This is a genomic window from Oxalobacter aliiformigenes, assembly GCF_027116575.1.
Taxonomy (GTDB): Bacteria; Pseudomonadota; Gammaproteobacteria; order Burkholderiales; family Burkholderiaceae_D; genus Oxalobacter; species Oxalobacter aliiformigenes.
The window spans coordinates 1,389,593-1,412,401 of sequence record NZ_CP098252.1 but is presented as its reverse complement, the minus strand read 5'-3'; the positions used below and the strand labels follow the sequence as shown (position 1 = coordinate 1,412,401).

General features: G+C 53.2%; 26 protein-coding genes. 8 read left to right on the top strand and 18 right to left on the bottom strand.

From position 1 onward, the window contains the following. Positions 1–9 precede the first annotated feature (9 nt). Both NB647_RS06620 and NB647_RS06615 read left to right on the top strand, forming a co-directional pair. Positions 10–717 (top strand): MotA/TolQ/ExbB proton channel family protein, encoded by a 708-nt coding sequence (locus tag NB647_RS06620; RefSeq protein WP_269263822.1) that lies wholly within the window; start codon positions 10–12, stop codon positions 715–717. Between the two features lies 1 nt (position 718). Beyond that, a complete protein-coding gene (locus tag NB647_RS06615; protein WP_269282527.1) occupies positions 719–1,132 on the top strand; it encodes an ExbD/TolR family protein in 414 nt (137 codons plus the stop codon). 14 nt (positions 1,133–1,146) lie between these two features. On the opposite strand, the gene NB647_RS06610 is transcribed toward NB647_RS06615, so the two are convergent. Genes NB647_RS06610 through tsaB form a run of 3 tightly spaced genes read right to left on the bottom strand, consistent with a single transcriptional unit; the run spans position 1,147 to position 3,298 of the window. Continuing rightward, the gene (locus NB647_RS06610; protein ID WP_269282525.1) at positions 1,147–2,106 is read right to left on the bottom strand and encodes a uracil-DNA glycosylase family protein; all 960 of its coding nucleotides are present in this window, start codon (positions 2,104–2,106) and stop codon (positions 1,147–1,149) included. Next, a complete protein-coding gene (gene rimI / locus NB647_RS06605) occupies positions 2,103–2,603 on the bottom strand; it encodes a ribosomal protein S18-alanine N-acetyltransferase (protein WP_269282523.1) in 501 nt (166 codons plus the stop codon). The genes NB647_RS06610 and rimI overlap by 4 nt, the downstream gene beginning before the upstream one ends. Continuing rightward, entirely contained in the window at positions 2,600–3,298 is a 699-nt protein-coding gene (tsaB, locus tag NB647_RS06600) for a tRNA (adenosine(37)-N6)-threonylcarbamoyltransferase complex dimerization subunit type 1 TsaB (RefSeq protein ID WP_269279119.1), read from the bottom strand. Before tsaB ends, rimI begins: the two co-directional genes overlap by 4 nt. A 95-nt stretch (positions 3,299–3,393) precedes the next feature. Here tsaB and NB647_RS06595 point away from each other — a divergent pair, with 95 nt between their 5' ends. Further along, a complete protein-coding gene (locus NB647_RS06595) occupies positions 3,394–3,822 on the top strand; it encodes a methylated-DNA--[protein]-cysteine S-methyltransferase (RefSeq protein ID WP_269282521.1) in 429 nt (142 codons plus the stop codon). 117 nt (positions 3,823–3,939) lie between these two features. Here NB647_RS06595 and NB647_RS06590 read toward each other — a convergent pair whose 3' ends face one another. The 5 genes from NB647_RS06590 to gluQRS form a co-directional block, all read right to left on the bottom strand. Continuing rightward, on the bottom strand, positions 3,940–5,121 hold the full coding sequence (locus tag NB647_RS06590) for an MFS transporter (RefSeq protein WP_269282519.1): 1,182 nt from the start codon (positions 5,119–5,121) through the stop codon (positions 3,940–3,942). After that, the gene (locus NB647_RS06585; RefSeq protein ID WP_269282517.1) at positions 5,111–5,551 is read right to left on the bottom strand and encodes a MarR family winged helix-turn-helix transcriptional regulator; all 441 of its coding nucleotides are present in this window, start codon (positions 5,549–5,551) and stop codon (positions 5,111–5,113) included. The genes NB647_RS06590 and NB647_RS06585 overlap by 11 nt, the downstream gene beginning before the upstream one ends. A gap of 334 nt (positions 5,552–5,885) precedes the next feature. Then, positions 5,886–6,305: a CoA-binding protein gene (locus NB647_RS06580; protein ID WP_269263814.1), complete on the bottom strand. Its 420-nt coding sequence runs from the start codon at positions 6,303–6,305 to the stop codon at positions 5,886–5,888. 189 nt (positions 6,306–6,494) lie between these two features. After that, on the bottom strand, positions 6,495–6,908 hold the full coding sequence (locus NB647_RS06575; RefSeq protein WP_269279132.1) for a CoA-binding protein: 414 nt from the start codon (positions 6,906–6,908) through the stop codon (positions 6,495–6,497). Beyond that, positions 6,898–7,818, bottom strand: a complete 921-nt coding sequence (gene gluQRS / locus NB647_RS06570; RefSeq protein WP_416143584.1) for a tRNA glutamyl-Q(34) synthetase GluQRS — start codon at positions 7,816–7,818, stop codon at positions 6,898–6,900. Before gluQRS ends, NB647_RS06575 begins: the two co-directional genes overlap by 11 nt. 169 nt (positions 7,819–7,987) lie before the next feature. On the opposite strand from gluQRS, the gene NB647_RS06565 reads away from it, so the two are divergent. Then, a complete protein-coding gene (locus tag NB647_RS06565; RefSeq protein ID WP_269282513.1) occupies positions 7,988–8,425 on the top strand; it encodes a thioredoxin domain-containing protein in 438 nt (145 codons plus the stop codon). A gap of 9 nt (positions 8,426–8,434) precedes the next feature. Here the strand turns inward: NB647_RS06565 and dnaQ are convergent, their stop codons facing one another. Then, on the bottom strand, positions 8,435–9,172 hold the full coding sequence (gene dnaQ, locus NB647_RS06560; protein ID WP_269263810.1) for a DNA polymerase III subunit epsilon: 738 nt from the start codon (positions 9,170–9,172) through the stop codon (positions 8,435–8,437). Continuing rightward, on the bottom strand, positions 9,169–10,551 hold the full coding sequence (gene trhP, locus NB647_RS06555; RefSeq protein ID WP_269284750.1) for a prephenate-dependent tRNA uridine(34) hydroxylase TrhP: 1,383 nt from the start codon (positions 10,549–10,551) through the stop codon (positions 9,169–9,171). Before trhP ends, dnaQ begins: the two co-directional genes overlap by 4 nt. Positions 10,552–10,767: 216 nt before the next feature. Here trhP and NB647_RS06550 point away from each other — a divergent pair, with 216 nt between their 5' ends. Next, positions 10,768–11,037 (top strand): zinc ribbon domain-containing protein, encoded by a 270-nt coding sequence (locus NB647_RS06550; protein ID WP_269263809.1) that lies wholly within the window; start codon positions 10,768–10,770, stop codon positions 11,035–11,037. A gap of 3 nt (positions 11,038–11,040) precedes the next feature. Here NB647_RS06550 and NB647_RS06545 read toward each other — a convergent pair whose 3' ends face one another. From NB647_RS06545 to NB647_RS06535, 3 genes are all read right to left on the bottom strand, one after another. Further along, a complete protein-coding gene (locus tag NB647_RS06545; protein ID WP_269282511.1) occupies positions 11,041–11,391 on the bottom strand; it encodes a DUF805 domain-containing protein in 351 nt (116 codons plus the stop codon). 112 nt (positions 11,392–11,503) lie between these two features. Further along, on the bottom strand, positions 11,504–11,893 hold the full coding sequence (locus tag NB647_RS06540; RefSeq protein WP_269282509.1) for a DUF805 domain-containing protein: 390 nt from the start codon (positions 11,891–11,893) through the stop codon (positions 11,504–11,506). A gap of 296 nt (positions 11,894–12,189) precedes the next feature. After that, positions 12,190–13,293: an NUDIX hydrolase gene (locus NB647_RS06535; RefSeq protein WP_269282507.1), complete on the bottom strand. Its 1,104-nt coding sequence runs from the start codon at positions 13,291–13,293 to the stop codon at positions 12,190–12,192. 255 nt (positions 13,294–13,548) lie between these two features. Here NB647_RS06535 and NB647_RS06530 point away from each other — a divergent pair, with 255 nt between their 5' ends. Beyond that, entirely contained in the window at positions 13,549–13,857 is a 309-nt protein-coding gene (locus NB647_RS06530) for a hypothetical protein (protein ID WP_269282506.1), read from the top strand. A gap of 415 nt (positions 13,858–14,272) precedes the next feature. Further along, positions 14,273–14,476, top strand: coding sequence for a hypothetical protein (locus tag NB647_RS06525; protein WP_269282505.1), 204 nt, complete (start codon positions 14,273–14,275; stop codon positions 14,474–14,476). 122 nt (positions 14,477–14,598) lie between these two features. Here NB647_RS06525 and NB647_RS06520 read toward each other — a convergent pair whose 3' ends face one another. From NB647_RS06520 to NB647_RS06500, 5 genes are all read right to left on the bottom strand, one after another. Then, the gene (locus NB647_RS06520) at positions 14,599–15,327 is read right to left on the bottom strand and encodes an SDR family oxidoreductase (protein ID WP_269282503.1); all 729 of its coding nucleotides are present in this window, start codon (positions 15,325–15,327) and stop codon (positions 14,599–14,601) included. A gap of 125 nt (positions 15,328–15,452) precedes the next feature. After that, positions 15,453–15,839, bottom strand: a complete 387-nt coding sequence (gene rnk, locus NB647_RS06515; protein WP_269282501.1) for a nucleoside diphosphate kinase regulator — start codon at positions 15,837–15,839, stop codon at positions 15,453–15,455. Between the two features lie 188 nt (positions 15,840–16,027). Beyond that, positions 16,028–17,101, bottom strand: a complete 1,074-nt coding sequence (locus NB647_RS06510) for an NAD(P)-dependent alcohol dehydrogenase (protein ID WP_269263801.1) — start codon at positions 17,099–17,101, stop codon at positions 16,028–16,030. A gap of 374 nt (positions 17,102–17,475) precedes the next feature. Next, on the bottom strand, positions 17,476–18,777 hold the full coding sequence (locus tag NB647_RS06505) for an MBL fold metallo-hydrolase (RefSeq protein WP_269282499.1): 1,302 nt from the start codon (positions 18,775–18,777) through the stop codon (positions 17,476–17,478). Between the two features lie 171 nt (positions 18,778–18,948). Then, on the bottom strand, positions 18,949–19,806 hold the full coding sequence (locus tag NB647_RS06500) for an alpha/beta hydrolase (RefSeq protein WP_269282497.1): 858 nt from the start codon (positions 19,804–19,806) through the stop codon (positions 18,949–18,951). Between the two features lie 1,716 nt (positions 19,807–21,522). Between NB647_RS06500 and NB647_RS06495 the strand changes: the two genes are divergently transcribed. Further along, entirely contained in the window at positions 21,523–21,969 is a 447-nt protein-coding gene (locus NB647_RS06495) for a hypothetical protein (protein ID WP_269282496.1), read from the top strand. Positions 21,970–22,809: the final 840 nt, after the last annotated feature.

Genomic DNA, 22,809 nt, shown 5'->3' with positions numbered 1-22,809 from the left:
GTGGCGTGAATGGAAAACAATCCTTACGGTATGCTGGCCCTGTGGAACCAGGGCGGATGGGTCATCCGGTTTGTCGCGATAGTCCTTTTTGGCATGTCGGTCGTTTCATGGACGATCATCGTCGTGCGGGCCTGGAAAGCCTGCAAACTGTCCGGCCTTTCGAAGCGGGTCAGGCTTTTCTGGCTGGCGCCTTCCTTTCAGGAGGGACTCAGGACACTGGAAACGCGACCGGCGGACAATCCGTTTCACGCGTTGGCTACAGAAGGCATGGTTGCGGCGACGCAATACACGGATGGTCCGGAAAAACTGCGGGAACGGATGGGAATGGCTGAATGGCTGACGGAAAACCTGCGCGGGTGTATTGACGAGAGTATGGCGAAAATGCAGGACGGTCTGTCCGTTCTGGCATCTATCGGGGCGACGGCTCCGTTTATCGGCCTGTTCGGCACAGTCTGGGGAATTTATCATGCGCTGGTTTCCATCGGCATTTCCGGACAGGCGTCCATCGACAGGATCGCCGGGCCGGTCGGCGAGTCGCTTGTCATGACGGCACTCGGTCTGGCTGTCGCGATTCCGGCTGTTCTCGGTTATAACGCGCTGGGCCGGATCAACCGGCGTATGGCCGGAGAACTCAACCGTTTCGCCCGTCAGCTGTACGGCTGGTTTTTGACCGGTTCGCCGGTCGTCCCGGAGAACGTTCGTCCGGAGGAAAACTGACATGGCATTCGGTGGCGGCCTGGATGATCAGGAAGATGTGGTGAGTGAAATCAACGTGACGCCTCTGGTGGATGTCATGCTGGTTCTGCTCGTCATTTTCATTCTGACGGTTCCGGTACTGACGCAGTCGGTCGGCGTCGATTTGCCAAGAGCGGACAAGGTGAACACGGTCGTTAATCCGGTGGCCGTGACGGTATCCGTCAACGCGGACGGAACGGTTTTATGGGACGGTGTTCCGGTAGACGATGCAAAACTTGCCAGGGTACTGCAAAATGCGGCGCAGACCGATCCGCAACCCGAAATCCGGCTTTACGGCGACAGAAAGGCAGCGTATGAGCATGTTGTCCGCGTGATGGCCGCCGCACAGAAGGCGGGGATCGAAAAACTGGGATTCGTGACGCAACCGCGCCAATGAACGCTTTTTTCTTTTTAGGCTTCTTTTTTCTTTTCGGCGTCGTAAATGTCCATGGCACGGCACAGATCCTGCCATGCCTGTTTTTTGCCCGCCGGCGTACGCAACAGATAGGAAGGATGGTAGGTGACGACCAGCGGAATTTTGCGGCCACCGTTACGGAAAAAGTGTTCCCGGTTCCTGAGCGATCCGAGCGATACATCGCGGCCGGTATTCAATAGTGCGACAGCTGCCGTCTTGCCGAGGGCGACCATGATTTTCGGTTTGATCAGATCGATCTGGCGTTCCAGATACGGCATGCAGGTAGCGGCTTCCTCTTCCGTCGGCTGGCGGTCTTTCCCGGCTTCGTTGCTGGCCCGGCATTTGACGACGTTGGCGATATAGACGTTTTCTCCGCGTTTCATGTGCATGGCAGCCATCATGGCATCGAGCAGTTTGCCGGAACGGCCGACGAACGGTTCGCCTTGCTGGTCTTCATGAAATCCGGGGCCTTCGCCGACGAACAGCCAGTCGGCGTTTCTGTCCCCGATTCCCGGCACGACTTTGTGGCGTGTCCGGCACAGGTGGCAACGTTTGCAGTGGCCGATTTCCCCGAGTATTTTTTCCCAGCTGTCCGGCGCCTGCACGCTTGCCGTTTCGGATGACGGCACGAATTCCGGTTCCGGATGCACCGGCAGGGGAATGTCGTCATGGAAAGATGACGGTGGCGGCAAATTGTCGAAAAACGCTTCGGGCGGCGGCAAATCGGAAAGAAAGGACGGTATGTCCGGTTCCGGCGCCGGAGAGACATCCTGCCGGACGGGACGATGTGATGAAACAATGTGCCGTTTTTCCGCTTCGGGGACCACTGTTTCGGACTGTACGGCTGCAGCGGCAGCCGGCATTTCTGGCACCGGCACGGTATCGCGGAGAGACCAGACGGTGATTCCCATTTCTTTCAGATAGCGCCGACGGGTGTTTTCATCCAGTTCACTCATAGTACCAGCCTCATGACAAGTGCATCCTCCCTGGTGTCGGCGTAATATCCCTTGCGGACACCGATCGTCTGGAATCCCGTGTTTTTGTAAAGGGCGACAGCCGGATCATTGGTCGGGCGAACTTCCAGAATCATGGATTCCATTTCCAGTTCACGGGCGAAATCGACGACCCTGTCCATCAGCAGACGGCCGTATCCCTTTCCGTGGAATTCTTCAGCCACGGCAATTTTCAGAAGGTGCATTTCATCGACCGCTTCCATGGCAATGAAATAACCGATCATTTTTCCCGCTTCGTTGCGGAGTACGCAGCCGTGATTTCCTATCGCTACGGAACTCTCGAAGTTGGGGTATGTCCAGTGGTAGGAAAAGACGCTTTGTTCGATGTAATAGACTTCATGCAGATCCTTGAACAGCATCGGGGAAAATGTCAGGATTTCCCCGTCAGCCGCATAACAGGATGAAGTGTCCATATCTTCTGTCCGGTTCGTGTCGCTCATGCCGTTTTTTCCTTGATGGCCAGCCGTTCAGCCGTTTTCAGGGCAACCTTGTTGCGCAGATACAGTGGCTGGATTTCTTTTGCCGTAACCGTTTCTCCCCTCTCCAGACGGATTTTTCCCAGCCGTGCGATCGCTTCGGCATGGGGATAGATATCCGGATATCGCAGGGATTCTCCGGCGACGGGAGCCAGTTCGCCGGCATAGGCGGACAGGCCGTTTCCGCAAAATACCGGTTTTCCTTCCGGTGTCACGCCGGATGCGGAACCCAGAGACGGTTCCGTGACAGTTTTCCAACGGCCGTTTTCGTATCGGTACTGCGCCCAGTAAACCTCGTGCATCCGGGCATCCAGCAGGGAGAGCACATCGGTTGCGCCTGTCTTTTCATGGCAGGTTTGCGCCATGGCCTCAAGTGTCACGACCGGGATGACCGGCAGCGACGTCGCGAAAGACAGACCTTGCGCGATTCCACATGCCGTACGCAGGCCCGTGAAAGATCCAGGGCCGCATCCGAAGGCGATGGCGTCGCAGCCGGCGACAGTCAGGCTGTTTTTTTCGAGCAGCTTTTGCAACATGGGCAGTGCCGTGAGCGAATGATTCGAGAAACCTTCGCTTGAGGCGGATTGGACTGTTTCACCGCACATCAGGGCGACGGAGGCGATATCGGATGAAGTATCAATGGCAATTATCGTAGACATTCCCGTATTGTACCGCGAGGGAGCCGGTTGGCGAATATTCCGGTTCCGGAGGGATCGGCCTGTGGTTTGCGAATCGGAAGTATTTTGCCGGTACCGTGACGGAAAACATGATCGAAAACGGGGATTTTCCCGTTTTGCAGGTCACCGGAAAATGGCCGGATGATTATTTCTGCAGGAAAAAAACGTCTGTCTCCGCCTTGCTACTGGCGCCGGAAAAAACCGGATTCCGTCAGGCCGTCCGGAATATTCTATGTGGTGAAGTGATGGGAACGATGAAATCGCCCGAAAATGGCCGTTCTGACAGGGATGCCACGCATGTCCGGCCAGGCGGTCGGTTGCGCGGCAGGCATAACCCGGTTTTCATCATTATTCCCTGTCATCGTGTCGTCGGCTCCAATAACAGTCTGACCGGCCATACCGGCGGCCTATCGCTGAAAATCGGTTTGCAGGAACACGAGAGGGGGATATATCCCGTTTTCTGTTCTTTCCAGAGGAATGGCATTATGGAATCCACGCGGTTATAAACGGCGGATACGGTATGCGGATGGCCTGTCAATCCCGCTAAGACACTTTGCAAAGCCTTTCCGGAAAAGGAAACGGGTGGACAGGGTGTCCGCCCGTTTCCATTCGGGGAATTTTCGTCAGAGGTTGTGCAGTTTGCGCGATGCGATTCCGACAAAAATCATCAAGACGGCAATGATACCGAAAACGGCATAAAGGCTGCTGGCATGAGCGATGAATCCCATCATCGGCGGACCGACCAGAAGACCGAGATAACCCAGCGTTGTGACAGAAGAAATGGCCAGATTGACTGGCATGATTCTCTGGTGGGACGCGATGGAAAACAGGATCGGAATGAGATTGGACGCGCCCAGTCCGACGATGATGAATCCGGCAAAAGCCGTGATCGTCGAGGGGGCCGCCATGACGCAGACGAACCCGGCTGCCGCGATGATACTGCTTGCCGTCATGACTTTACGGATGCCGAGCCATTCCACGAGACGGTCGCCGAACAGGCGTCCTGTCGAGATGGCGACGGAAAAAACAGCAAAAGCGAGGCCAGCCGTGTCGGGAGCGACTGCCTTGGTGGTCGTCATGAAAAGCGCTCCCCAGTCGAGCACGACACCGTCACCCATGTACATGATGAAGCACAGCAGTCCCAAAAGGAGGATACTGCCTTTTGGAAAAACGAAAAAGGAACGGCTTTTTCCTTCATTGCCGTACGGAAACAGGTATCGTGCGAAAACGGCCATGAGCAGTACGATCAGGGTGATGCACAGACAGCATGTGGCGGCCAGTGGAGACAGTCCCGTTTTCAGCAGCAGGGAAAGTATGACCGCTCCGAAAAAACCACCGATACTGTACATGCCGTGGAACCCGGACATCATGCTGCGGTTGCGTTCCTTTTCGACAAGAATGGCCTGAATGTTCATGGCGACGTCCACCACGCCTGACGAGGCACCGAAAAGAAACAGGGAAATGCCGAACGACCAGGGTGAGGAAACAAAGGCCAGCGCGATCAAAGACAGCATGAACACGGTGGTGGAAACGACCAGTGTCCGGCGGCATCCGTATCTGCTGGTCAGCCAGCCGGCGAACGGCATCGACAAGATGGCGCCGGAACCGATCAGAAGCAGCAAAAGACCCAGAACGGCTTCATCGACGGCCAGACGCGTCTTGGCATACGGGACGAGTACTGCCCAGGCAGAAATGGCCAGTCCCAGTGCCAGAAAAACAAACCGGGTGGCATGTCCGTGACCTGTCGTTTTGGCCGTTTCGGGAGATGTCGTGGTCATATCGGTTGTCACGGGGTTACTTGTCATGGATAAGCCTCTTTTGCAGTTTTTCGACGATCGTTGAATAGATCCGGTTGAAGGTCGCCATTTCTTCACGTGAGATCTCATCGATGACGGCGTCTTCATGGACGGCCAGTTCTTTCAGGATGGCCGTAATGGTATCGTGTCCTTTTTCTGTCAGATACAGCCTGGTTCTGCGGCGGTCGGCCGGATGCGGTTCACGGCGGATCAGTCCGTTTTTCTCAAGCTGGTCCAGAAGGCTTGTGATGGTCTGGCGTGGAATGAAAAGCGTGCCGGAAAGCATGGCCGGCTCGATGTCCTTTTCTGCTCTGAGCATCGTATCGAGAATGATCAGCCAGGTATACGATATGCCGCGCTTTTTGCACCATTCGGCGTAGATGCGGTTTTCCTGCTGGACGAGGGTGAAATGACGGTAAAAAATTTCATCGGTAATCATGGCCGGTATCCGGAAACGGTTCCTCTTCAAAATCCGGAATAAGATTATCTGAAATCGGATTAACTGGCAACCCTCTTCTTCATGTCCATGTTCTTTATGTACAACGCCGCAGACAGTCGGCCACAAAACGGGACGGGAACCCGGAAGCCGGTTCAGGAAGCGAAAGAATTTTCACTTTTCAATCATGATATTGCCGTGATTTTATGAAGTGGTTTATTGATTTTCGTTTCGTCTGTCATCTGGACGGAAGGTTCAAGTCCGGCAGGAGAATCCGTTTTGGCATTGCGGACTGCTGCCGTTTTTCCGGTGTGCGACGCGACCGGCAAGAAGGCGTTTATCCCAACAGCCGGTTGTATTCTTTCATGAGGCAAAGACTCTGCACGACTTTCAGGCCGGCGTCCGACGCGATTTCGACCGCTTCCGCGCTGGTGATGCCCATCTGCATCCAGAGCACTTTCGCGCCGATGGCGACAGCCTGTCTGGCGATATCGGGGATGAATTCGGGTCGCCGGAAGCAATTCACCATATCGACGGATATGCTTTCCGGAATGTCTCCAAGGGAGGGATAGCATCTTTCCCCCAGTCCTTCCGTCAGGCCGGGATTGACCGGAATGATCCGGTAACCCGCTTCGTGCATGTGTTTTGGCACATAATAAGCGGCTCCTCTTCCGGGATCGTCGGAAAAGCCGACGACGGCGATGGTTTTCGTTTCTTCCAGTATTTTTCTGATTTCCTGAGGGTCTTTCACAAGCATGTCGTTTTCCTTGCAGATGCATTCAGGGCAATACCGGACGGCATTTTCCCTTGCCTGAGAAGCGGAAAGGGCCGCCAGCCAACGTTCCGGCAGCCGCGAAAATACCGTCAGGTGTTTTGGGAGGAACCGGAAATCCGATCCCGTCTCTCCGCGTTTGCAGGAGAGACGGCAGTACCGGCGAAAACGGGTTTATTTCAGGAACAGCTCGGTGTACTGTTCCAGCATGCAACGGTCGGAAACGACCTTTAGGCCGGCATCGCTGGCGATTTTGGCGGCTTCCTCGTTTTCGATGCCCTTTTGCATCCACAATACCTTGGCTCCGATGGCGACCGCTTCACGGGCGATTTCCGGCATGGCGTCCGGACGGCGGAAACAGTCGACGACATCGACCGGGAAAGGAATGTCTTTCAGGGAAGCATAGGCTTTTTCTCCCAGTCCTTCGGTGACGGTCGGATTGACGGGAACGATCTGATAACCGTGTTCTTTCAGGAATTTCGGCACATAATGCGCCCCCTTTTCCTCGTTGGCGGAATAGCCGACAATGGCGACTACGTGGTTGTTCTTCAGTATTTCCTTGATGCCTTCCTGGTCTTTAACGATCATGTTTTTTCTCCTGATAGGTTGAGTCGGGACTTCTTGTCGTCTGTCTTTTAGGCACATTTCCAATTGACCAGTTCATTATCGCCCAGTTCCACAAATCTTGCAGAGAGTGCCACGTTTTTTCGGGATGAAGGTTGAGAAAACGCATGGCCTCCACAAGCCGTGCGACGGGGTCGTGTGTTCCGACGGGCCGGGCGCGGGTCTGTTTCGAGAGCTTTTCTCCCGCTTCATTGACGGCGAGCGGCAAATGCGCGTAGGCGGGAATGTCTTTTTTCAGGCACCGATACAACCAGATCTGTCGGGGGGTGGACGCCAACAGATCGGCACCCCGCACGACATGACTGATATCCTGTCCGATATCGTCTGCCACGACGGCCAGCTGATAGGCGAAAAGACCGTCGGCACGCAACAGGACGAAGTCACCGACGTCCCGACCGGGGTTCTGGAACTGGTGCCCTTGTATCGCATCGTGGTATTCGATTGTCATATCCGGAACTTTCAGGCGCCAGGCACGGGCCTTTTTCCCCGGTGCAAGACCGTTACGGCAGGTACCGGGGTAAACGGGGGCGCCGTCGGTCCCGATTGCCGAGTCGGCGATTTCTTTCCGGGTACAGGCACATCCGTAGACGAACCCTTCCCTTTTCAGGATCTCGAACACTTCCCGGTAATAGGCGGTCCGTTCCGACTGGCGAACGATTGGCCCGTCCCATTCGAATCCGTAGGCTTCCAGTGTCCGGAGAATGGAGGTCTCGAATTCGGGATGGCAACGTGTGGTATCGACATCTTCGATGCGGACGATCCACTCGCCGCCGTTCGCCCTGGCGTCCAGATAGCTGCCGACGGCGGCTACCAGTGAGCCGAAATGCAGTTCGCCGGTCGGCGACGGGGCGAAACGCCCCCGATAGGGTCGGATGTCCAAGATACCGTTTCCTCGCACCGGAATGCCCGAACGGCAACGCGTTGTTTTTGTCCCGTTTTTGCGGATGGACAAGGTTTCCGTTGCCGGAAACTGTGCCATTGCCTTCAGGCTTACGTTAAAATAGCAACCCCAAGTTTACCGCTTTGTTCCGTTTGCCGCCATTATGCCGTTCGCACAGCTCAAAGAACCGGATTATCCACTTCTGAACGTGACCCTGACGGACAGTTCATGGATCGTTGCCTGCTTTTGCGCCCACTGGTGCGGGGCCTGCCGCGGATGGCGGCCGGCATTCGAGTCGCTGGCGCAAAAATATCCGGACATTGTTTTTCTGTGGATCGATATCGAGGATCATGCCGAACTTCTGGGTGAAATCGATATCGAGAATTTTCCGAGTCTTCTTATCCAGTATGGCGATATCGTCAATTTTTTCGGATGTATCCATCCCGATGCCGGTGTTGCCGAACGGCTTCTGAAAAGCCAGCTCGATACAGATCTTGACGAGATGAAACGGCTGGCCTCCAGCAATGAGGAACATGCCTGCTGGCAGAAGGAAGTGAATTTGAGGACGCTGCTTCGTCGTGTCGTCGAAAATGAAGGTTGAAGTTTTCGCTTACGTCACTTCCTTCGCTTCCGTGACTTCGGCGATGTCTTCCATGCGCCAGACGCAGGGTTTTCCCTTGTTGCTCTTTTCGATGTCGTCCAGCACGGCTTCATGCTTGGCCAGTTCTTCTTCTGTCGGGGATAGCACCATGACCTGAAAGGCTGAAAGCGGCTTGCCCCGGGCCGCTTCTTCTTCATCGGCCAGAGTCAGTTTCTCGATTTCGAGCGTTTCCTGTCCGCGTGTCATGGCCAGATAGACTTCGGCGAGCAGTTCTGCGTCGAGCAGCGCTCCGTGCAGCGTTCGGTGGGTATTGTCGATCTCGAACCGTTCGCACAGCGCGTCCAGTGAGTTCCGGCGGCCCGGGAACATGTCGCGGGCCTTGACGAGACTGTCGGTCACGCAGGCGACCAGTTCTTCGACGGGAGGCAGATCGAGTCTGGCCAGTTCGGCATTCAGAAAACCCACGTCGAACGGTGCATTGTGGATGACGAGTTCGGCACCGCGGATGTAATCGCAGAAAGCCCGGGCGATTTCGGCGAATTTCGGCTTGTCGGACAGAAATTCCGTCGTCAGCCCGTGCACGGCCAGAGCGTCCGGGTGGGAATCGCGTTCCGGATTGATGTATTGATGGAAATGGTTTTTGGTGACGTGGCGGTTCAGGACTTCCACGCAGCCGATTTCAACAATTCGGTCGCCATTGTCGGCATACAGGCCGGTTGTTTCGGTATCGAGTACGATCTGTCTCATAATGTGCTGTTTCCGTTTGCGGTGTCGCCTTCCCTGTTCAGGCGGCGTGCGATGAAAGCGCCATTGTACCGTGCGTCCAGCGGAATGCGGACGCGATGGCCGCTTCCCGGTGCGACGGAAATGGTTTCCCCTTCCTCACTGGTCATTTTTTCCAGCGGGACAACGGTGTTGCCTTGCGGGTGGAAAACTTCCAGTATATCGCCGACCGAAAAACGGTTCTTGACGAGAACGGTGGCCCAGCCGTCTTTGGTGGAGACGATATCGCCGACATAGTGGCTGTTGTGCAGTTCGGATGCACCGGTCATGTAGTTCTGGTATTCCCGGGTGTGGTGACGTTTGTAGAAGCCGTCGGTATAGCCGCGGTTTGCCAGTCCCTGGAGGGCGCCCAGCAGGGAGATATCGAATGGCCGGCCGGCCACGGCATCATCGATGGCCTTGCGGTAGGCCTGGGCAGTCCGGACGACATAGTATATGGATTTGGTGCGTCCTTCGATTTTCAGGGAATCGACACCGATTTCGACAAGTCTTCCGATATGTTCGATGGCGCGGAGATCTTTCGAATTCATGATGTAAGTGCCATGCTCGTCTTCCAGGATGGGAAGAAGCTGGCCGGCCCGTTTTCCCTCCTCGATCAGATAGACCCGGTCGGCGGCCGGATGGCGGGGCATGTCGCCCAGTGCGGAAGGCAGGGTTTGTTCCGATGCCATGATTTGCACCATGTCCAGCGGCACGATGTCTCCGGTGGCGTCTTCCGTCGCGTTGGCGATTTTGTAACGCCAGCGGCAGGAGTTGGTACAGGTGCCCTGATTGGAATCGCGGTGGTTGAAATAGCCCGACAGCAGGCACCGGCCCGAATAGGCGACGCAAAGCGCGCCGTGCACGAATACTTCCAGTTCCATGTCCGGACACCGCTGGCGGATTTCCGCGATTTCATCCAGTGACAGTTCCCGCGACAGGATGACACGGGTCAGTCCGATGCGTTCCCAGAATTTCACGTCGGCCCAGTTGATGGCGTTGGCCTGTACCGACAGGTGAACGGGAATGTCGGGCCACTTGTCCCGTACCATCATGATCAGGCCCGGATCGGCCATGATCAGGGCATCAGGCTTCATGTCGGCAACGGGGGCCATATCGTCCAGATAGGTTTTCAGTTTGGCGTTGTGCGCGTAGATATTGCTGGCGACGTAGAATTTTCTGCCGCGCCGGTGGGCTTCGTCGATTCCCTCTTTCAGCGTTTCCAGCGTCGAGAATTCATTGTTTCTGGCACGGAGGCTGTAACGCGGTTGACCGGCATACACGGCATCGGCGCCGAAATCGTAGGCGGCCCGCATTTTTTCGATGGAACCGGCTGGCAGTAACAGTTCGGGTGAATGAGACATGGCAAAACGCTTGTTTAAGGAAAAGGCCATTATAGCGAATGCACCTGCTGTCTTCACGGAAATATCCGTTCTGGATGAATTTTGCGGGAAATATGATATAAAAAGAAATGAATGGCTGAAATAACGCTTTTCAATGCTTTTTTATATAGAGGTGTTCTTCCGGGGCGACCGGAATGATCCGTGATGGACATTTAGACTGACGAGAGGATCTTTGCCATGGAAAATGAAAAACGTTGCCAGTCGTGCGGCATGCCGATGTCGGACCGCGATATCGTTTATGGCAAAAACGCCAACGGCACGACCAATACGGATTATTGCAGTTACTGTTACAACCACGGAAAATTCACGTCGGACATGACGATGGACCAGATGATCGAGCATTGCGCGCCCCATCTCGCCTCGCAGGAAGGCATGACACGGGATGAGGCACGTCATCTCATGAGAGCGTTTTTCCCGACGTTGAAACGCTGGAACGACCATCACTGATATTTATTTTGCGGGCGGTGGCCGGGGGCCGTAGCGGTTTTCTCCGGGTGCGCTTTTGAAAAACAGCAGCACGAACAGAGCGATGAAATTGACGAACGGGACGAATATCGTCAGCAGGTACCAGCCCGAATATCCGATATCGTGGAACCGGCGGACGATCAGCGCAGCCAGTGCGATCATGGCGACGATGTGGAAAATGAACGAAACGATGCTTTTTCCGGCAAAAACATGGATGGCCAGCTGAATCAGCAGGGTATTGATGATGAAGTTCCAGAGTTCCGATCGTGGAGAACGTCCCCGGTAGTCCAGATAGCGGTAGAAAATCAGGCCATAGGCGGCAAACCATTTCTTCATGACAATTCCGTCCGGTTTTCAACCGGGAAAGTTTAGCAACAAATTTCCAGGCGTGACAGTTTCCGGATCGCTCAAGCCGGGATTTTTCCGGTATCGGCTGATCGGGCATCCGTTATACCTGTTTCCGGGCAGAAACGGATTCCTTGACCTGTCGGTCCGGCGGAAGTCCATAGCCGTTGTCGTATGGATCGCTGTAATAGAAAAAAAGCAGGTACAGGATGAGGAAATTAAGGAACGGGACCAGACCCGGCAGTACGAGCCATCCGTTCGTTCCGGTATCATGCAGACGTCTGACGACAAGACTGACGGCGGGCACGAGCGGAACCAGCGAAAAGACGTTTTCGAAAAGGTAGCCGACGGGTGACAATGCGCCGATCACCGGGAAGCACAACTGGATGACGAACGATACGATGCTGAAATTCCGGAATTCCGCCCTGTTCGCCCGCCCGCCGAAATCGTCGAATTTTCTGAAGGTGACGATATAGGTTCTGATTATCCACATGATTTGATATGCCGGAAACGTCCGGATTTTCGGAAGCAGGAATGTGCCGGTTCGCCACTGCCCGGCGGATCTGTCAGGCCGGGATTGCCCACGCAATACCGGTTGCGACAGGATTTTCCACCGGCATGCAACGGTCTGAAGTGTATTATGTATCGTCAAGTGTTTTGTATGGGAAAGTAAACGGTTGTTTTTCCGCCGTGTGTCCGGATCCGGAAGGCAGGGACGCTCCACGATCCGCGAAAAGGTTGGCCTGCAAGGGGAAATACCGGTCCGGGAAACGGGCCGGCCGATTGCCGTCAGTCGAACATCACTTGCCATTTTTCGTCGGCGGCCGCCAGAAAGCACATACGGATCTGTTCTTCCGTGTTTTTTTCGGTGAAAAGCGGAGGAAGGTTGTCCAGGGAAAAAAACGCGCTTTCCGATGTCTCATGATTGGCGGAAAACCGCCCTCCTTTCGCCTGACACAATACGAACAGCTTGCAGATGCCATAAGCGTAATGTCTGGGCTGTTTCCTGTTTCCGTCCAGTACGGCGATCAGCCGGACCGGTTCCACATCCAGCCCTGCTTCTTCTTTCACTTCCTTGACGGTGTTGGAAGCAATGGACTGGTCAACATCGACCCATCCGCCGGGAAGCGACCATTTTCCGGCGGTTTCCCGTACGAGCAGTATCTTCCCGTTCTCGAATATGGCAGCCCGTGTATCCAGTTTCGGGGTCTGGAATCCCGATTCGTTGCAAAACAGGTTTTTGACGGTTTCCATTTCCAGACCGGATTTGGCCGTCATGATTTCGGCCGCGATTTCCCTGATCCGGCCGAAACGTTCCAGATCGAACGGATCGCGGGAATAGGTTTGCCCGGCCTGGGCGATGAATTGCAGTTCGATCGCCCAGGAAAGCCAGGGATCGGGAATGTTTTTGCCGGGTTTTCCCAGAAAAACGGCCAGATCATCCGGACGTTTCAGACGCGTGACGGAAGCATCTGTCGTCACCGTTTCACGGTGGCACCATTCGGCCAGAACGCAATCGATACCGGTTTTTCCGGCCATCCGGCATCCTGTTTCCGTTGCAGTGACGAACAGGATGTCACGGCATTGTATTCCCGGTTCTTCCAGATAGCGTTCAAGTGGACAGGCGGTTTTTCCGTCGGTATTTTCCGCGTGGATGAATCGGGAGATACAGGGGGCCAGACCGGTTTTCTCAAGCAGTGCCGTTCCTTCTGTTTCCGGCAGACACGTGATGGCGCCCACCGTATAGTGCATGGCATTGAGACCCTGCAAAAGTGGCCGGATACCGGTGCAGGCGGAAAACCGCCCGGACAGGTTTCCGGTATGGCCTGTTTCGGTCATTCCGGGATCGGCAAGCGTGTTTTCCAGATCGAATACAATATGACGGTAATGCATCCTGTTCTCCTCGAAAATTCGACAGGCCCAAACGGCGGGACAATCTTACCCTGACTTTCCGGCAATGGGTCTCTTTTTGTGCTTCTTTCGGGAGAAATACGTCAGCCGAAACCGGAACGGTATGCCCGGAAGCGGCTGTCATGAAAACATGGCGAACCGGTACACGTTTTCCGTGAAATTCCGGATGTGTTTGATTTGAATAAGATTTTGGCGTATCGTAACAATCATATCGCAATGACAAGACAGGAGAAAGTCATGGCCCGTTTCAAGCACAGTATTTTTGCCGGTGTATCGGTTCTGGTCAGTCTTGCTATTTTGGCGCCGTTGCAGGCCGGTGCTCATTGCCGGTCTTACCATGATTATTATGATGGCGGTCCCTCGTATCATCATAACGGAGGAGCGTACCGGTATGATGACGATGATCGGGGTGCGTACCGCAACCGGCGCGGGCAGGATGAGGAATACAATGAAAACCGGGACATACCGCGTGATCGCGTGCAGCGGTACCGCGATTCAGGCAGGCCTTGTTATATACAGGATGGTCGGCATCATTACTGGGACTGACGGAAAATCCGGGTGATTTTCCGGGATGGACCGGAAAATCGTGAAGCGATCGTCAGGAAAAGCCGGCCGGTTTTTATGGGAAATTCTATCGCGTATTGCCTGTTCCCGTTTTTTCATGATGAACAGTAACAGGCCGGTTTCGGATATTCGGGAAGTGTGTTGAAGTATTCCGTGTTTTTTCCGGAACACTTTTGCCTTGCAAAAACGGCTTTTGTTCCGAATGCGTGAATGGGTCGTACGGATATCCGGCCGGGAATGGAAAGCCGGGATATCCTGACACAGGATTTCCGATACCGATCCGGACAGGAGAATGCGATGCTTTGTCTCAGGCAAGGTATTGTCATGGCCACCGCGCTGTGCGTCCTGATGCTGTCCGTTCCGGCACAGGCGGGACGCTACGGCTATTACCGTGATCATGGCTTATCGACCGCAATACAAGTATAATTTTTCCAATCCCATTCCCCGGTACCGGAACAGCTATCCCGGTTACGAGCAAATGCAGCGCCAGCAGGAACGTCTCTATGACAGCCAGCAAAGGTTGCAACGTGAACAGGAAAGGTCCTGTCGCCAGTTCGACCGTTCCCGTCATTACATGAGAGGCGGAAGATACCATTACTGACATGATATTTACTTGTCGTGCGAATCCGTCCGTATCGGGCGTACGTATCCGGCGGGCAGTGCCTTTGGCCGGATGAAGGGCGCCGTGCAGGATTTTTCTGGCAGTTACGTTCCTTCGGGTGATTACCAGGGCAGAGGCGTGTCGAGGTAAAAGAATCCGCCGCTCGGGCCGTTTTCAGGCAACATGGCCAATGCCACAGCGGTTCTGGCTCCTTCAAAATCCTCCAGATTGCCTCCGGGGTTCATGGCTGTCCTGACACTGCCGGGATGGGCTGAGTTGACTTTCACCGGTGTTCCTTTCAGAAAATCCGCCAGATGGACGGTGAAGGCGTTGACGGCTGTTTTGCTGGCGTTGTAAGCGAATGACTTTCCCTGTTTCAGAGGGGAATCCGGGAGACTCTGGGCTGTCAGGGAAGCCAGAATGCTGGACTGGTTGACGATCCGGCCGGCAGGGCTTTTCCGGATCAGCGGCAACATGATTTGTGTCAGTTCCACCAGCGCGAAAAAATTGGTATCGAACGTTTCTTTCAGAATACGAACGGGAACGTCATACACCTTGTAATCGCCGTCAGGTACGATGCCCGCATTGTTGACCAGGATATCGAGTTTTCCGAACCGGCCGGAAATGTCGGCCTGTGCTATGGAAAATGTACGAGGATCGTTCAGGTCGATGGTGATGAATCCGATGTCGCCCTTTTCTTCTTTTGTCAGCGCGGCGACTGCCGCTTCGCCTTCCGAACGATTGCGTGCGCCGAGCAGGACATGACAACCCCTGCGCATGAGCTGGCGACAGATTTCGTATCCGATTCCTTTGTTGCCGCCGGTTACCAGTGCGATTCTCGATTCGTTCATGTCGTGTCCTTTCAAATTTTTGGGGAAATTTTCCGGGATCTTGAAGTCTTTACCGGAAACATCGGCAAACATGCCGGAATTCAGGCGAAAGACGGGATTTTTGGCAGATCCCATGATTTTCCGTTTCAGTCCGGTGATTTGACGTCAAGCACTCTCAGATGCAGTTTTTGTCTTCCGGGAACCTGCCAGGGAATCGACTGGCCGACGGACATGCCGAGCAGCGCGCTTCCGACCGGAGCGAGGACGGAAATGTTCGATACACCGTCCGCCTTGTCCGGATAGACCAGAGTGACTTCATACTGGTCGCTGGTGCAGTCATCGACAAAACGGGCCATGGAATTGATGGCGATCACGTTTTCCGGCAGCTCGTCGGGTTCCACGACATTGGCCCTGTCCAGTTCGTCCTGAAGGCTTTCGATACCCGGAATGTTTTTGTACCGGGGATTTCGCAGCATCTGTTCGAGCCGTTCGTAGTCATGCGTCGTTACGGTGATCGGTGGTCTTTTATTCATGGTCGTTCCTTGGTTGTGCCGGATAGCGGGTATCCGGTTGCCGGGCCGGCCGTGAAAAAATCTTCCCTTCGGGAGACTTGTCCCGGCTGTGGTTTCGCTGGGTGAAAACGGATCGGAATGGGGGAAGGTCAAAAAATCCGGCCGAATTGCAGGATACAATCCGGCCGGAAGACGACAATTGAGATAAATCAGGGAGTGATGGCGATTTTCAGGACACCGTCTCTGGCATTGGCGAAAAGGTCGTACGCTTCCTCGATCTGGTCAAGCCGGAAACGATGCGTAACCAGCGGTTTCAGATCGACGCGTCCGCTTTCGACCACGTTCAGAAGACGGCGCATGCGCTCCTTGCCGCCCGGACACAGTGTCGTGACAATGGTCTGGTCGGCCAGTCCGGAAGCGAATGCGTCTCCCGGCAGGGTCAACTGTCCGGAATAGACCCCCAGGCTGGAAAGAACACCGCCGGGTTTCAGAACACGCAGGCAGCTTTCGAACGTCTGCTGGGTACCCAGCGCCTCGATGGCGACATCCACCCCTTTTCCATCGGTGATTTTCATGATTTCGTCGATCGGATTCTTTTCCCGGAAATTGATGGTGATATCCGCACCCATCCGTTTCGAAATCGCCAGCCGTTCTGCAATACCGTCAACCGTGATGATGCGGGTTGCCCCTCTCAGTTTCGCTCCCGCCGTGGCACACAAACCGATCGGCCCTTGCGCGAAAACCACGACCGTATCCCCGATCTTGACCTTGCCGCTTTCCGCGCCGGAAAAACCGGTACTCATGATATCCGGACACATCAGTACCTGTTCATCGGTCAGATCGTCCGGAATCGGTTCCAGATTGGCCATGGCGTCCGGCACCAGCACATATTCGGCCTGACAGCCGTCGATCGTGTTGCCGAATTTCCAGCCTCCCAGCGCTTTCCAGCCATAGGCCCCATGACCGCCGCACTGGGACGAATGGTTGTCCAGACAGGCGTAACACTGGCCACAGGGAGTAATGGCACCGACGAGAACGCGCTGTCCGATCCTGTATCCGGTCACGCCGGTCCCCAGTTCCTCGATGACACCGACCGGTTCATGCCCGATCGTCAGACCCGGTTTGACGGGATATTCCCCTTTCAGGATATGGACATCGGTGCCGCAGATGGTGGTTGTCGTGATTTTGACCAGCGCTTCGCCGGGACCGGCTTTGGGGACGGGTTTTTCATCCAGTACGATTTTGCCGGGTTTGACGAAAACGGCCGCTTTCATGGTACGCATAGAATGCTCCTTCCATATCGGTTTGGAAACAGGACGCAAAATCCGGTTTTGCATCCGGCGGACAATACAGAAACGACTGGGAGACTACGGTTATGCAGATGCTATCCGCAGGGAAAGAGCGGATACGGAACCGGTGCCCCTCTTTCCTATAGAGTACCTGCAGGCCATGTCAGTGTCCAGTGAGAAAAGTCATTTGCAGCTTTCCCTGAGACGAAAAGCAGACAGATTCTCTTTTTGGGTCCACAAGGTGTTTTGCGGGAAGAATTTCATGCCGAAACATTCTGTTTTAAAGCCGGCAGGTCGTTCTTTCTTCGGCGGAACGGGAATGACACGATTTCGCGGGACGGGTTTGCCGGGGAGTTCGCTTCGTGTGTTCAGAATTCAAGCGTTCTGCCCGCTCCCATGGGCCTGACGGCTTTTTCTCCGAATGCTTTCCTGAAATACCGCAAGGCGTTTTCACCGGTACAATGGCCACAATGGAAAGCGAACCGGTCTGTCATGAAACGGCGCGTGCACCGGACAGCTTCAGCCAGAACCGTTTCACTGGCGTTCGTCAGGTGAAGCCCGCCAATGACGGCAAGCAGTTTTTCTTCGGGAAATTCCTTGTGAATGGCGCCGAGGATGTTGGTATAACCGGCATGACCGCATCCGATAATGACAATCAGTCCTTCCTGTACCCGGATGACGATGGCGGCATCGTCGATCAGCGGAACGGGGCCGGTACCGTCCTCATTGAAAAAATTCCCGGCAATAGGGGCGAAGCTGCCCGGTTCTCTGGGAATGTCCGTAAAAAAGCAGAGACCGTCGTCCAGTTGGGTGACATGATTGACAGCATGAAAAAACGGCGCAGCTTCCTTGCGGGCCAGATAGGGCATGCCGGTGATGCGGACCGGCATGCCCGGTCTGATCTGGTAGGATTTGTGCCAGATGTAGGGATGACCGTAAACGGGCGGATTTCCCTTGAGCCGGGAATAAAACGTCAGTCCTCCGGTATGGTCGTCATGCCCGTGGGTGATGGCGATGCCGGTCAGATTGTCCAGACTGATACCCATTCTCCGGGCGTTTTCCATGAAGATATCGGTCGTCCCTGTATCGATCAGCCAGCGGTGGCCGCTGGCCAGTTCGACGAGAATCGAGACACCGTGTTCGGCAAGCAGCGCCTCGGATGCCACTGTGTCATCGGTCAGAACGGTTATTTTCACTTTTCCTGTATCGGCGGAATACATGACAGATTTTCCTGGATGATGAAAGCCGCTTGCTTTCTGGCCTCTGGAAACTGGTGAATTCACCGGAGATTGCCGTGATTTGCGACGGTGATGGATATGAGAGCACAACGGCACGATGACGCCTATCATATCGGACTTGTCACCATTCATGGCGGGAAACGTTGCCGGAAAGGAACGGAAAGGATAAAAAAACGGTCGGCGGATTCTTCCCGACGGCAGGATGGATTCGCAAGGTGGGACGGATCGGATTTCGGGCCGGTTTATCCGTCCTGTCCGTTTTTTTGAACCGGTATGGCTGAAGAACCGGGTATCGACAGCCCGAATATGATCGTCAACGATATCTTTCGCCAGATAATGGTACATTTTGTCGGGACGAAGCCGGTTTTGCGCAAGACGTGCCGAAAGGCGGATATCTTTTTGCAGAAGTTGCCGGTAGGACAGGAAATTCATGGTCTTCCGCTTCTGCCAGAATGGTTTCTTTATCCATGAAATGCCCGGCGATGTGGGTGAACAAATTGTCGATGCGTTTCGCGATTTCCGTTTTCGGCAGATTATGACACATAGAGGCCAGCAGCTCGTTGACTTCGTCAAGCAGTTGCGTCCGGGTGATGTAAAGGCCATTCAGCACGATACCGATGCCAGTGACTGTGTGCGGAAAAGCATGTCGGCCAGTTCTTTTTTTCCCCATGTCCCCACGGAATGTCCTGTTTCGGGATAAATTATGGCCGTCGCCGTTCCTCCTGCCCTCTTCCATGCCCGGGCCGTCTTTTCCGCAGTATCGGGGGGCAGACGCGGATCGTCGCTTCCCTGAAAAAAGAGTGCCGGGGGCAGATCGGCCTTTTCCTGACGTGAAAGGATTTGTGGCGGACTGGCTTCTTCCATGATTTCCATATGGCGGAAAAAGGCGCGATGACATAGCAGAATATCGCTATCGCCGTTTTTTTCGGCCATCCGGTAACGGGCCAGGGGATCGAGAACACCTGAGCAGGTGACGACAAAAGCCATTCTCGCGTCGGCTTTTGCTGAAAGCGGAACATTTTCCGGCATTTCGGTGCAATAGCGAGGATCGTCAAAACGCATGGCGGACAGCAACAGGAGATGACCGCCGCTGGAGACGCCCAGTCCGCCGATCCGTCCGGGGTCGATTTCGTACCGGCCGGCGTGGTATTTCAGCCAGCGGGTGGCGCAATTGACATCGGCAACGGCAGCCGGATAGGGATATTGCGGGGAAAGACGGGTGTCGATCGCCATAATCACGATACCGGTTGCCGCCACCCGTTCGGCGAAACCGGCCGTTGCGAAACGGTCGCCGGAAACCCAGGCACCTCCATGAACGCACACCATTGCGGGAAACGGTCCTTTCCCGGCCGGTTTGTAGACCAGCGCTTTTCTTGCTGTCCCACCGGTTACGGTATAAACGGTTTCGGTTACCGATATGCCGGAAAGGCTTGCAGACCAATGAAAAAAAGTGTCGGGCATGGATATTTTTGTAATGTAAAAAAGCGGGATTATATCGCAGGACATCGCTTGCATCGTTGAAAGGAATGCTTTTGTCTCCGGAAAAACAGAATGTACCGGCTGCACGATTTCCGTTCCCGTCAAAATGGACAAGCGGTATTCGGGGCGGAAAAATTGCTGATATTTTTCTGACATGATAAAAACGGAATAGTGGTCTGTTTTTACCCAAGGCTATTTTGACGGATAAAAAAAGGAATGAATGCGGTCTGGTGGAAGGAGATATGCGCAGAAACGGAAATGTGACCGGTTTTTTGACAACAGCGATGGTATTGATGTTTGTGGTTTGCACGGATGCTCTGTCCGTAAAGCCGGCATTTCCGGCCTTGCAACAATATGCGCACCGGCAAAGCGCCGATTGAATGCGGGAAGATTGCTCCCGAGACCGGTATGGCATGAAATTTTCATGTTTTCCCGCTTTTTAACACAATTTATTGAAATATATAAATTTTTTGTTTCTTTCTATTTCACACATATTCTCAATACGGACCGCACCAAATTTGTACCATCTGTACCAAAAAGATATGTCCACCATTACGAAACGGGAAAAGTCATGGCGGGCCGTTATACGAAAAAGAGGCGTATGCCGATTTGACGTTTGAATGCCATTTCGCGGATGGATATAGGAGACATCATGTTATCCGCTCTTGATGTACGCCATATGGCAGCATGGAGAGATGAGAGATTGAAAACCGTCTCCAGTTCAACGGTTAACAGGGAATGGAACTTTTTATCAAACGCTTCAAGTATTGTGGTTTCAGAATGGAAGTGGCTTCATGAGAATCCCGTAAAATTCGTGAAGAAGACACCATCTCTGAAATCAAGGGAACGCAGGATAACAGAAGACGAGACAAATCGTCTGTTATTTGCTCTTGGAGATGATTACGAATAAACACCAGAAACAACAATAGCCCGGGAGGGTCCTGCCTTTCTTTTTGTGATAGAAACGGCTATGCATGCTGGTGAAACCGTAAATCTGGCAGGGGACAAAACAGATATGGCAAAGCGTTTTCTTCATCTTGGTGAGACAAACAATGGTTTTCCAGGATGTACCGTTATCCGGTGAGGCTATACGGATTTTATGCCAGCTTCCCGGAATTGAAGGGACTGAAAATGTTTTCAACATCACATCGGGTAATCTTGATGCACTTTTTCAAAAAGCAAAGAAACGCGCCATGACTAATAACCTGCATTTTCATGATACGCGACATGAAGCCATAACCGGCTGGCTGAAAAACCTGACGTTCTTGATCTTGCCGGAATGACCGGTCACCGTGACTTGAAAATGCTGATAGTCTATTACAATGCGACAGCAGAAAAACTGGCTGAAAAATTTTGAGATATCCCTTTTTTCTGTGGATAAAGATCGGGAAAAGAGGAAATTCATCTGACAGTACAAAGAGTTGTAACGGTTGCTCAATCCATGAGCATTTGACAGGCAGCTAGCTGACAAAGCATAGTGATCTGCTACCAAAGTATCAAGCCGTCTCTGCACCGTTCAGTTATTCGTTGCCCAGAACTGCAAGGATAATCTGATCATATAGCGGTTTAACGGATTGGTCGATACATTTGATATATCCGTATAAGTGACCGGAAAAGCAGAGAGTATGACATCTTGTGCTGTGTAAATTGACCGGGATTTCTGCAATTTACAAGCCGGGCAATTGCATGGAGGAATCAATGCCAGAAATATTGCGTGATTATTTTGGGAATACTGTCAAACCGACTGTTGACGAGTATTTGTCTGGTAATGGGCGTTTTAATATTCGAAAAGCAAGACTCGCCGCAATAGTTGTTGAACATATCATTGATTATTATTCTTTGGGTTACAAAAAAGACAGGGCCGAAGTACGTAAAGATATTACAGACTTATCGCCTTTGTATTCCGTTGTAAGAGACGCAGCCGACGCAACGAAACATGGATCATTAAAATGGAGAAATATTGATATTAAAGAAAATGGCCAAATAAAATGTCCTCCGGGATTTTTTCAAGCCCCTTTTGGGGAAGGGTGTTGGGCTGAGGCGATTGAGGTTTATGTAGAAACCGATGATGGAAGAAAAATCTCTTTGGAAAATGCCATTAAAGAGGTGATGCGAGTATGGGATATGAAAATTTCACCCCACTGATTTGAAAGTTACACATGCACAATAACGTATTTCCCATACCATCCAATAACACCACAATACCTGACCAGCCGGTCTGTCATAATTACTGCAAGATTGTTATTGCCTTGCTTACCCGTCTGAATCCGATAGATACCCTCTTCTTGTTATCCACCCGGGTTTCATCCGGCGTTTTCTGCGCCACTTTCTGGTTATTCCCATCATCTGACACCCTCGGCCGGCACACATCGGATACTCTCGCCCGCCCTTCCGACAGCAAGCCGGTTTATGCCGGTTTTTCCCTTTCTTGAAGGGTATGCCAAATATCTTCTCTGTCTTGTAAGGACAAATTTTGTGCTCTTTTTTGTACTGTCTTGTGTTTGAAGTGATTGTACGGAAAATGTATTGATCCATTCCTGTTTTTCTGTTTGATAATTTCTGAATAAAATGTTAAATGAGTTCGATTCCTGTCGGCATGTTTTCTCGTTTCCTTTATGCCGGTGACTTCTGATAAATACAGCATCTCTTGCTGACGTGTGTTTTGGAAAATTTGCCGCTGAGTACGGCTTTTTCAAAGTCGACAAGACACCTGTTTGTATCTTTTCCCGTATTTATTATTTGTTGCTGTAATGTAACCATCAAAAGATGGGCAGGAGGGTTTTACAGATATATGCGAGGTTATACGCTTTTTTAATAATGGGATTGTTAGTCATGGATCTGCATGTTTGAGACTTTCCGTTTTCTGATCCATCACACATTTGTTTGTATCCAGTGTTCTCCGCAAGTAAGCCTTTTCTCGCACATATTCAGTGCTTGCTGCCTGTTTTATGGGGGCTTTGGGGTGTCCTTTCTATGGTTTATTGC